Below are 12,612 nucleotides of genomic sequence, written 5' to 3'. Positions count from 1 at the left end.
GAGTTAAATGACACTTCATTCTCTATTACTGGCAAAATTATAACTTCATACCTAAAGCATGGATGAATCTAGACTTAAGGAATATTTTTAGATTCACTCAAGTTGTAACCTAAGATATAAACATATTGTACAGGCGATGAATCTATCTTTGTTTGCTGCGTCATGAAACTTCTTTGATTAACCGACCATCTTCCATGTGAATTATGCGATCGGCAATATCTAAAATCCGGTTGTCATGAGTGACTATTAAGATCGCGCAATTCTGCTCTTTAGTTAGTTGTTGCATCAGATTAACAACATCTCGGCCTGACTTACTATCTAAGGCTGCGGTAGGTTCATCAGCTAAGATCAATTTGGGATGGCTGACTAAAGCACGGGCAATAGCTACCCGTTGTTTTTGCCCTCCTGAAAGATCAGATGGGTAGTAATTAACTCGATTACCCAATTTAACAGCATGGAGTATAGCTTCTGATTGGATACGAGCTTCCCGTTCAGGAATATCTTTGTGTAGTTCCAGCGACATTTGAACATTTTGTCTGGCTGTTAAGAAGTCTAGCAAGTTATGAGCTTGAAAGATATAACCTATCTGGCGACGTACTTTCACTAATTTCTCATTACTAGCTCCACAAAGCTCTTGCCCTAGAAACTTAAGACTTCCTTCTTGGACAGAACGTAAACCACCAATTAAAGTTAGTAAAGTAGTTTTTCCTGAACCTGAAGGGCCAGTCATAATCATAATTTCTCCAGATTTAATTGCCAAATTAATGTCAAACAAAATTTGGGTACGCAATGCTGTTTTACCAAAATATTGATTGAGATTTGTTATATTTACAATTAAATTTGATAGATTCATTTTATTTAGTTGCATTATCTAAGACTAAAAAATTTCTGCCGGATCTACATTTCGCAGTTTATTTGTTGATAAAAATCCAGAAATTAAACACATTGATATGGCAAAAAATAATACGAGAATTGCCTTGTGTAGATCCATACTAACTGGTAAGTTAGTAGCATTTTTTGCAATGTCATACAGTCCCAGAGATATAGCAAAACCTGGAATATAACCTAAAGCTGCCAAGATTAAAGCCTGTTGAAAAACTATACCCAAAAGGTATTTATTTTTAAACCCCATTGCTTTTAGAGTTGCATATTCAGCTAAGTGAGAAGAAATATTACTATAAAGAATTTGATAAACAACAATTACACCAACCACAAATCCCATAGCTACCATCAAGTTAAACACAAAGCCAATAGGTGTCCTGAGAGTCCAATAGCTTTTTTCAAAATCAATAAACTGATCACGTGTAAAAACAGTTACATCTTTGGGTAATTTGGCTAACAAAGTTGCTAAAACTTTTTGGGGGTTGGCATTAGGTTTGAGGTTAATTAAACCTATATCTATTCTTTTTGGCTCACGGTCTTGGAATATCCGCAGGAAAGTTGAAGAACTAACAATTAAATTGCCATCAACTCCAAAGGAAGGGCCAAGACTAAATAAGCCACCAACTTTAACTCTGTAACCAATTAAGCCACTATAGGTAAATATTTCCATATTCACAGGCTTATTTTGCTTAAAATATTGGGCAATTGGGCCAAACTCTGGTCGAGAAGCGCTGTCAAATAAAACTTTATCAGGATTTTGTAGCAACTTTAGTTTTTGCTCAACTTCTGGCATTTTAAAAATCGATTTAACTGGGTCAAATCCAATTATATATATAGGATATTTTCGCCCATTAATTGGATTTTTTAGTTTAGCAAACTGTACATATACAGGGCTGATTGACTCTACCTGATCAAAACCTAATGTCTGATATAAACGACTGCGGGAAAAGCTTTGATTAGATGTTAAAGATTGATATTGGGCACTGATTAAAAATAAATCTCCTTGGAGATTTCTATGCAATTGTGTAGCACTGGAATAGAGGGCGTCTTGGAAGCCAATTTGCAGAAACATCAACACAGCAACAAAAGCAATCCCAGCCAAAGCGACAAAAAAGCGAATTTTTTGTCTGGCTAGTTGTAGCCAACCTAGAGGTATATTGCTAAACATTTTAAAATTTTTGTTGTGAATCGAATGTAAATCGAATCTATTAGGACTTACTTTCCTTTACAAATTACCCTCTTTTCAGGCTTGTTTGATGCTTCCCCTGACACATCTTAACCGTAGTGTGCGTTCCCTAACGCACAATTTATAAAACTTTCAATGGATAAAAGCAATGACCACATTTACCATTTTTTGTTAATGCGTAAGTCCTATCTATTTAGAGCTATTTTCAAAATGCTGTTAGTGTAGCGTCAATTAGCTAATTCTGACTTTTTTATGCAATCAAGGAAACTTTAATTCTGGCTTTTTGCCAAACTATTGATATTTATTGATTTTTTTCTGATATTTATTACCCAGATAATTCATATCTGAATGAGTACCTGTACCTGTAAGTCAGTCAGCCCTGAGATACGTTGGTTATCTGCTGAGTTATCAATGCGAATTTTGACATTGATAATTTTATTATCAGTATCTGCTCCTGGATTATTAGTGAATATATTTTGTTTGCTAACTCGCAAACCAATATCTGCAACTGTTCCTCGTATTTCCCCAGCAAAAGCATCGCCAGTAATTTTAGCCACCTGACCTAAACGCACTTTTTTAATATCAGTTTCATAGACTTCTGCTACTACAAACATCTGTTGTGTGCGACCTAGTTCAGCTATTCCCTGGCTACCAATCATTTCTCCGGGCCAAGCATTAATTTTCAGGACTTGGCCATTTATCGGAGAGCGCACAGAACTTAAATCTAGTTCAGCCTCAGCCTGTTTAACTGAAGCTTTTGCACTCTCGACATCGGCTTGTGCTGCTTGCACATCAGTAGGGCGGACTTCAGCTATACTCACAAGCCTGGCTTTAGCCTCGTTTAACTGCTTTTGTAGAGTTTCGACAGTGCGGTTGAGGGAAGCTTTAGCTTCATTCATCTGCTGTTGAACAGTATCCACGCGCAAACGTTTAGCATCTGCATCGGAAGCAGAAATCGCACCATCACGGTATAACTTCTGATATCTCTGATTCTCAGTTTCGGCATTACGCCATTCTGCATTTATGCGAGCAATTGTCGCCTCTTGTGCATAAATTTGTCCACGTAACTCTGCTTCTAGATTAGCAATTGTTGCTTCTTGTGCATAGATGTCACCGTCTTTTGCTCCTGCTTCTACCTTGTAGAGACTGGCTTGGGCGACTTGGACTTGTCTATGAGCTTTTTCTAAAGCTGCAAGACGGGAATTGTAACTATCAAGAATCGCCACCACTTGTCCCCGTTGTACCCTGTCACCTTTGTTGATTAGGAGTTTGGCAACTCGAACACCCCCTCCTTGAGAATCGGGAGCAGACAGACGAAGGACTTCTCCTTGCGGTTCTAAACGTCCTAATGCTGCAATAGCAGTCATGGTAGGAGAACTACTTGGGATAACTTCAGGTTGTTCGCTAGAAGTTAAACGAAGTCGTGAAAGGCTGTAGAGTGATAGCGCACCAGTTGCTACAGCCGTAGAAATTGCCAAAGTTATTGACCACCAACTGACAGGTTTTGTGAATGACTGCTTTTCTTTATATACCATAATCATGTCTTCTAAGTTAGCGATATCTGACGACAAGTGACTCCGCGTCTACGCAACTTGTGCATTTAACTGGTATGCAGGCAGTATTTAGGAAGAATACTTGTCATCGTTCGGCAAAGGTAAAGCTGAGAGGATGGTATGATGGCGCACTCATTAGCTACCAATCCGTTAGCAGCATCACCTGTCAGTAGAGCCATTTGGCATTTGATGCATCGAAAACGAGACGTTTTTACTTGTTTAGCACTACCTCTTTTTTCTTTTTCACGATCGCTAAGTATTCGCTACGAGTGCCATCTACTCGGTAATGGTCGCAAATTTGGCAGAGTTTGAGGATGTCTAAGCGGCTGAACACTTTTTGATGCTCAATTCCGTTATCATTTCGCCACCGCCAGAAAGTCGTCCGGTCAATGCGACGATTACTCTCAGGCCATCTTCGCCGTGATAAGAACTCTATAAGTTCTTCTTCATAAAAAGAGTAGCCTTTGGGTAATTTGAGAAGTTCTTCTCTTAACTCAGTTAGCGGGATGAGTGGATCTAGCTCAGATAGTCTCATGCCAGCAAGCCCTTATAGTTTCGTGTACGTTCAATCATGCAGAAAGCTACACGCAATACGGTTTAATCACTTTAATGTGCCCATACTGTACAGTTAATAGTGGATAGAGTGATGAGATAACAGATGAATTTATCTAATTACTCTGCCGCGTCGCTAAATGAACAGTATAGAGCTACGCTATTCAATCACACACAATAGACTGATTAAAACTCAATTGCAACCTATATGCAACAGATTGACTGGCGAATAATCAGCGGGGTTACGACATAAATGTTGCAGTTTGTGATGCTTGGCATTTTTTTTTGAATTTAGTTCCTTTATAGATGTTACTAATAAGCTGGAAATTAGCAATTTCTTCAGTGATAATTGCTTTTCTTCATCCGTTGGGCATAGCAATTTGTTACTAAAATTACACTGCCAGGAAATTTCTTTGAGAGAGTTTTTTTATATACAATTGGATAATTGATTTATATAAGGGATAGTTTTTGAAAAAATCAACTTTTGGATAGATGCAAAAATAGAGTGTGATGATGAATACTCCAATACAGTTATTCGCACTGTTATTTATCTTAGTAAGATGTCAGATTTGGTTTGATAAGTCTGATTAACTGGATTTGTCATAGTCTGTGATTTAAGTGTAATATTTTATTGGTGTTAATAAATACTAAAACTGAGGAATATCAGATTATTTCATTATGGCTAAAGTCTCTTTGAGAATATAGAAAAAATTTTTAGTTTCATGTTTGGGAAATTGGTTAATGAACCCAGGACAAAGGCATGTTATTTTAAAAAGCTTACTAGGTAAAGGTTTCATTCATAAATTAATTTTGGTTATGACATCGTGAAACCGTTACAAAGAAAGGATCTTTATCCTTGAGATGCGGTTGCTCTGGTACTAAATGGAGGTAATAGTTTTTGTGACTGGAAGATGTCTGTTTTCGTATGTTTTTTTACTTCGTTCAAAAACTATGCAATTTATATGCAATTTTGCTAAATATCTTTCGGTAAATGAGATACTCATTATGCGGATATTTATAGATTAATTAGTTAGTTAATCAATCTTTTATATAATCAGAGCCGACGGTGTTTCATAGATGTTGCATATCAGTTGCCGTCGAGAAGCAGTTGATCTAATATCAACGCAAGTGGCAATTTAATTGAATAACGCAAAATCCGATCAGGTTTATTCATAAAAGCATTTACTAAAAACCGCAGAAAGACCTACCTATTTGCTGTCTGTAATCTGGGAATTTCAATTTACTGGAATTCTGAAAGACTGTTTTATAAATAACAACGTTTCACATTTTGAGTGGAGAGGAAATAAATATTTCCACGTTTTCAATTTGCACGAGCATAATAGTGAAGATATAGCGATGGCTGCTTCTAGGATTGAAGCTGCCTTGGCACAGTTGCAAAACGAAGCGAGCAATTGTGAAAAGGCTCTGCTCAAGCTGATAAAGGCGAAAAAAGATATGTCTGAAACCGCAATGTTAACTAGCAAAATAAATAGGCAATTGCAACAAACCAATGTTGCTATTATCGGGATGGCTTCCATATTCCCACAATCTAAAAATTTACAGGAATACTGGGAAAAAATTATTCAGAAAATTGATTGTATTACTGATGTACCTCCTTCGCGTTGGAGGGTAGAAGATTACTACGATGCCAACCCCAAAGCACCGGATAAAACCTACTGCAAACGGGGCGGATTTATCCCAGAAATCGATTTTAATCCGATGGAATTTGGGTTGCCTCCCAATATTCTAGAAGTCACAGATATTTCCCAACTACTAGGTTTGGTTGTAGCTAAATCAGCGATGGAAGATGCTGGTTACGGTGAATCGCGGCAGTTTAATGATCAGTTGCGCGATCGCACCGGAGTTGTCTTGGGGGTGGCAATTGGCAGGCAGTTGGCCATACCCCTGAGTACCCGATTAGAGTATCCGGTTTGGGAAAAAGTCCTCAAAAGCAGTGGCGTATCTGCTGAGGATACACAAAAAATTATCGACAGACTCAAAAATTCATATGTGCAGTGGGACGAGAACGCCTTCCCCGGTATGCTGGCTAATGTAATTGCGGGACGGATTGCCAATCGTCTAGATTTCGGGGGGATGAACTGTGTAGTAGATGCCGCCTGTGCTAGTTCATTGGGTGCTCTGAGAATGGCAATTAGTGAGTTAGTTGAGCATCGAGCGGACATGATGCTGACTGGTGGAGTTGACACCGACAACTCGATTCTTGCCTATATGTGTTTCAGCAAAACCCCCGCTGTTTCTCAAAACGACAAAGTCAAACCTTTTGATGCAGATTCCGATGGGATGATGCTTGGTGAAGGTGTGGGGATGTTGGTACTTAAGCGCCTGGAAGATGCCCAACGAGATAATGACAGAATTTATGCTGTGATTAAAGGTATTGGCACTTCTAGTGATGGGCGCTATAAAAGCATCTATGCGCCACGACCGGAAGGTCAAGTCAGAGCGCTGCGTCGTGCTTATGAAGATGCGGGATTTTCCCCTGCCAGTGTTGGTTTAATTGAAGCCCACGGTACTGGCACAATGGTGGGAGATCCCACAGAATTCACCTCGATTAAAGAAGTTTTCGCCGAAAATAATCCCAGAAAACAATATATTGCTCTGGGTACTGTCAAATCCCAGATTGGACACACAAAAGCGGCTGCCGGTGCGGCGAGTCTGATCAAAGCTGCTTTGTCTCTGCATCACAAAATATTGCCCCCGACGATTAACGTCACCAAACCCCATCCCAAACTCAACATTGAAACTTCCCCATTTTATTTAAATACAGAAACTAGACCGTGGATTCCCACCAATGATCAGCCAAGACGTGCGGGGGTGAGTTCCTTTGGCTTTGGTGGCACAAATTACCACGTTGTTCTAGAAGAATACGAAAACGAACACAGTAGCCCCTATCGTTTACACCCTACTCCCCAAGCAGTGTTGCTATTTGCGGCTACGCCGGAGCAGTTGTTGTCACGTTGTCAAGAGATGCAACGGCAATTGCAATCTGATGGGGGAGAGCGGCACTATACAGAACTGATTGCGGCTTGTAAATCTTTAGCAATTCCGGTGACAAATGCCAGACTGGGGTTTGTGGCTAATTCTCTAACACAGGCTGGTGAGTTTTTGCAAATCAGCATTGACTGGTTGAGAAACAAGCCACAAGCCGAATCTTGGGAACATCCCCAAGGAATTTACTACCGCAAAGCTGGGTTGACAACTCAGGGAAAAGTGGTGGCGCTGTTTTCTGGACAAGGCTCTCAATACCTAGAAATGGGACGGGAACTGGTGATGAACTTTCCATGTTTGCGCCAGAACTATGCAAAGATGGATAGCCTGTTGTCTAAAGATGGTTTGCAGCCTGTCTCTGAGGTGGTTTTTCCGCCCCCGATGTTTGATGCTGCGGCTAAGGCTGCCCAGGTAGAAGCGTTACAACTAACAGAATATGCACAGCCAGCGATTGGGGTTTTCAGTGCAGGTTTGTACAAGATATTGCAACAGGCTGGCTTCAAGGCAGATTTTGTTGCTGGCCATAGCTTTGGAGAGCTGACGGCTTTGTGGGCTGGTGGTGTTTTGAGTGAAGCAGATTACTTTTTTTTGGTGAAAGCCAGGGGACAAGCGATGGCTGCACCAAAAGATCCCCAGTTTGATGGGGGTGGTATGCTGGCGGTGACTGGGGATGTTAGTCAGGTGGTAGAACTGATCAAGAAGTTTCCCCAAGTTATTATTGCTAACTGGAATTCTCAGAAGCAGGTGGTACTGGCTGGGGCGATCGCCCAAATATCCCAAGTGCAAGAAGCTTTGAAAACTCAAGGGTTCTCTGTTGTGCGGTTAAAAGTTTCGGCGGCTTTTCACACTCCACTGGTGGCTTATGCCCAGAAACCCTTTGCCCAGGCGATTGAAAAGGTTACTTTCAACACTGCCAAAATCCCGGTTTATACCAATGTCACTGGTGGGCGTTACCCCAGTGAATCCCTAGCGATGCAAAAAACCCTCAAGGAACACTTGAGAAATCAGGTTTTGTTTCGCCAAGAAATTGAAAATATCTATGGTGAAGGCGGTTATTGCTTTATTGAATTTGGCCCGAAAAATATTCTCACCAATTTGGTTAAGGATATTCTCAAGGATAAGCCGCATATAGCTGTGGCTTTAAATGGTAATCTGCCCAGGGTCGGAGACGATCGCACTCTCCGAGAAGCTATTGTACAGTTGCGCGTCGCTGGATTGCCTTTGAGCAACCTAGACCCCTATGAAATTGAGCGCCAAATCCCCGAAGCGACTAAACATCAGATGTTGAATGTGCGATTGAACAGCACTAATTATGTTTCTGAAAAAACGAAACAGTCTTTTGTAAAAGCTCTGGAAAATGGACATCAAGTGGATTTGAAATCAGCACCACTAACCAACGTCACCCCCAATTATTCCCCGAAATCTCCCCGTCAATCGGAAAAAGTACTCAATGGTAGTGCCAAATCACCGCAAAATGGGTATCAAGTGGACTTGCAACTAACATCAATCAACCACTCCAACGCCGATTATCCCCAGCCATCTCCCCGTCAACCGGAGAAGGTAGCCAATGGTAATGTCAAGTCTTGGCAAAATGGCAAACCAGATTACGAAAAAGTTATCGACAGCTTAGATTTTTCCTTAACTGAATTCAGCCGCCAACAACGTGACATTTTAAATGTCCACGAACAATCTTTGCAATATCAGACGGAATATACCAAAACCTTTCTTGAATTAATGCAGCAGCAGCATTCATTTTTGGGAAATGGTCAACTCGTTGAACAACAGACGCCAACTCAGCAACTGGCAATTTCCAGTTCTGAACGTAGCATTATGCGGTTTCACGATCATCAAACTGATACTCTCCGCATTCATGAGCGATATCTCAACTATCAGCACGACTACACCAATAATTACTTCCAATTAATCCAGCAACATTATCACCTGTTGCACCTTGGAGATGTGGCTCAACCCCATGTCTTACCAGTGGTGAACCATCAAGATAGTCCGGTTCTAGTGCCAACTTCTGTCGCTGCTACTAGTCCCCAACCCTTACAGGTGATTAATTTTCCAGCTAGTCCGGTTTCGGTGAGCAACTTGGAGCCAGGGATAACTAATGGTGTAAATCATCTCCAGGATCTGGTTTTGCCTAAGGAGAATCACCCAGGAATTATTACGGTAACGCCCACAGTCCCAACAGTTACAGCAATTGATCTAGCTAATCTGAGTCAAACTCTGCTCACCATCGTTAGTGATAAAACGGGCTATCCAACGTCGATGTTAGAACTGTCGATGGATATTGAGGCAGATTTGGGGATTGATTCGATTAAGCGGGTGGAAATTCTGGGAGGGTTGTTGGAGCTATATCCTGATTTACCCAAGCCGAATCCAGAAGAACTGGCTCAACTGCGTACCCTGGGACAAATTGTTGAGTATATGCAAACGCTCGCTCCAAAAGAACCGGTTGCTCAACCAATATCCACAGACTTAGAATTCAAGACTCAACCAATATCCACAGACTTAGAACTCAAGACTCAACCAATATCCACAGACTTAGAATTCAAGACTCAACCAATATCCACAGACTCAACACAGGCTACACCCCTGGACACTAGGAGCATTCAGCACTCATTACTCAACATTGTCTGTGATAAAACAGGCTATCCAACGTCGATGTTAGAACTGTCGATGGATATTGAGGCAGATTTGGGGATTGATTCGATTAAGCGGGTGGAAATTTTGGGCGGGTTGTTGGAGCTATATCCTGATTTACCCAAGCCGAATCCAGAAGAACTGGCTCAACTGCGTACCCTGGGACAAATTGTTGAGTATATGCAAACGCTGGCTCCAAAAGATATCCCCACAGATTTAACACTCAATACTGAAGCAGGGCTAGACTCGGCTACGGTAACAGCACTCAGCACTCACCAGATTCGCCGCAGTCCGGTGAGACTGAAAGCGCTTCCGGAACCTGATGTTTTAGATGTGACTATACCCCCTCAGCATATCGCCTTAGTGACTGATGATGGTTCTCCCACCACTGGGGAATTAGCAGTAGCTTTAACAGGACGCGGTTGGAAAACTGTTGTTTTAAGCTTTCCCCGAACCTTGGTTGAACAACAGTTACCTTTAGCTGAGGGAATCCAGCGGGTTGTGTTGGCGGATTTGAGCGAAGAGCATTTACAACAACAGTTAGAGGCGATCGCGCATAAATACGGGGCGATCGCTGCATTCATCCATCTGAATCCCGTCAGTGATGTCTGCTATCTGGAAACAGAAAAGGCTCTGCTACGCCATGTCTTTTTAATCGCCAAATATCTCAAAGAACCGCTGAATCAAGCAGCTACCAAAGGACGCAGTTGTTTTCTGACTGTGGCTCATCTAGATGGTCAGTTTGGATTAGGACGTACAACTAACTTTGGTGCAATTGGTGCGGGACTGTTCGGACTCACCAAAAGTTTAAACCTAGAATGGGAAGATGTATTTTGCCGATCGCTTGATTTAAGTCCTGATTTAGGGACTCCAGCAGCAGTAGAATCTATCCTCGCTGAACTTTACGACCCCAATCGCTTAGTTACAGAAGTGGGATATAGTTCACAAGGACGTGTCACCCTGGTGGCGGAAACTCTTCCCCCATCACCAATTATTGCTCCCTCTGTCCCCAATACCAAGCTTCAATCTCAAGTCTTTCTTGTTAGTGGTGGTGGAAAAGGGATTACTGCTCAGTGTGTCATCAAACTAGCAGAGCAATATCAATGTAAATTTATCCTGCTGGGTCGTTCTAGTACAGAGCCAGAACCTGTATGGGCAGAGGATTGTGACACCGAAGCCCAATTGAAACAGCGGATTATGGAGGATTTTCTGGCTAAAGGCGAAAAGCCTACACCTGTAATGGTGCAGAAAAAGTATCAGGCTATTTCCTCCCAACGGGAAATCCAAGCCACCATTCGAGCTATTGAGCAGGTGGGTGGACAAGGGGAATATGTGAGTGTGGATGTTACCGATGCGATCGCACTCCAAGAGCAATTAGCCGGTGTCATTGAGCGGTGGGGAGCAGTCACAGGAATCATTCACGGGGCTGGGAATCTCGCCGATAAGCTGATTGAGAAAAAATCAGTCCAGGATTTTGAAACAGTTTATGCAGCCAAAGTCAAAGGTTTAGAAAACCTGCTGCACTGTGTCCCAGCCAGCCAGCTGCAATATTTAGTCTTGTTTTCCTCTGTGGTTGGATTTTACGGCAACGTGGGACAATCTGATTATGCGATCGCCAATGAAATCCTTAACAAATCAGCCCATCTGATTAAGCGCAACCATCCCGATTGTCACGTAGTTGCGATTAATTGGGGCCCTTGGGATAGTGGCATGGTATCACCAGAATTAAAGAAAGCTTTTGCCGAGCGCAATATTGAGACAATCCCCATTGAAGTCGGGACACAAATGTTAGTTAATGAACTAGCAATCAGCAATCAAGAATTTGTGCAATTAGTCATTGGCAGCCCCATATTATACAGACCACCGTTATTAGCCAATGGGTTCAAAACCTTTCGTATCCAGCGCAAATTAACACTCTTGTCTAATCCATTTTTACAAGATCATGTAATTGCTGGTAATGCCGTTCTTCCCGCAACTTGTGCCCTAGCATGGATCATCAATACTTGTGAACAACTCTATCCCGGCTACACATTCTTTATTTGTCCAAACTACAAAGTTTTAAAGGGAATTGTTTTTGATGAAAATCTAGCAAGTGAATACACTTTAGATTTGCAAGAAATTGCTAAAATCGAAGATGACAAAATAGAATTTGAAGCCAAAATCTGGAGTAAATATTCAGGAGATAAAACTCGCTATCACTTTAGTACCCACGTGAAGCTAAAACGACAAATTCCTAGTGTCCCTATTTATGAACAACTGAACTTAAATCAAGATCAGAACCTCCTCAGCACTAAATCGTTTTATCAAAATGGTACAGGCAGCTTATTTCATGGAGTAACTTTCCAAGGCGTCAAAGCTCTCTTAAATGCCAGTCCAGGAAAATTGACAATAGAATGCTTATTGCCAAATCCTGGAGAAAAGCAACAAGGACAATTCCCCCTTCAAACATTCAATCCCTACATTGCAGATGTTCAGGTTCATGCACTCTGGATGTGGACACATCATTTTTACCAACAAGTTTGTTTACCTTCAGAAATCAAAGCCTTTGAACAGTTTGCTCCTATCCCATTTGGTGAAACATTCTACGTTTCTTGTGAAGTCAAATCAAAAACAGAATCGGCTGTAGTTGCTGATGTCATTGCACATGATCAACAAGGAAAAATATATAACCGGATGATAGGAGCCAAAGCAACTATTTTGCCCAAACAATTGTGAAAAAAGTCGAAGCAAACTCAATACAGTTTAGATAAAAATCCCCACCTTCCCAGTATTTAAAGGGAAAAT

5 protein-coding genes are annotated in these 12,612 nt (G+C 41.4%); 1 reads left to right on the top strand and 4 read right to left on the bottom strand.

The genetic code is table 11. The annotated features are described in order from the left end of the window. Positions 1-160 precede the first annotated feature (160 nt). The 4 genes from H6G32_RS17540 to H6G32_RS17525 all read right to left on the bottom strand — a co-directional run bounded on the left by H6G32_RS17540 (position 161) and on the right by H6G32_RS17525 (position 4,156). Complete coding sequence (locus H6G32_RS17540; RefSeq protein ID WP_190460596.1) at positions 161-853, bottom strand: DevA family ABC transporter ATP-binding protein; 693 nt, start codon at positions 851-853, stop codon at positions 161-163. A gap of 24 nt (positions 854-877) precedes the next feature. Further along, entirely contained in the window at positions 878-2,050 is a 1,173-nt protein-coding gene (gene devC, locus H6G32_RS17535; protein WP_190460594.1) for an ABC transporter permease DevC, read from the bottom strand. A 356-nt stretch (positions 2,051-2,406) separates the two neighbouring features. Continuing rightward, positions 2,407-3,603 carry an ABC exporter membrane fusion protein gene (locus tag H6G32_RS17530; protein WP_190460592.1) on the bottom strand — a complete coding sequence of 399 codons (1,197 nt, stop codon included), beginning with the start codon at positions 3,601-3,603 and terminating at the stop codon, positions 2,407-2,409. 229 nt (positions 3,604-3,832) lie between these two features. Continuing rightward, the gene (locus H6G32_RS17525; protein WP_190460590.1) at positions 3,833-4,156 is read right to left on the bottom strand and encodes a hypothetical protein; all 324 of its coding nucleotides are present in this window, start codon (positions 4,154-4,156) and stop codon (positions 3,833-3,835) included. 1,373 nt (positions 4,157-5,529) lie between these two features. On the opposite strand from H6G32_RS17525, the gene H6G32_RS17520 reads away from it, so the two are divergent. Next, positions 5,530-12,543, top strand: a complete 7,014-nt coding sequence (locus tag H6G32_RS17520; protein WP_190460588.1) for a type I polyketide synthase — start codon at positions 5,530-5,532, stop codon at positions 12,541-12,543. The last annotated feature ends 69 nt before the right edge of the window (positions 12,544-12,612 follow it).

This window comes from Cylindrospermum sp. FACHB-282 (assembly GCF_014697195.1).
Classification (GTDB): Bacteria; Cyanobacteriota; Cyanobacteriia; order Cyanobacteriales; family Nostocaceae; genus Cylindrospermum.
This window is presented reverse-complemented; position numbering and strand designations above follow the sequence as displayed.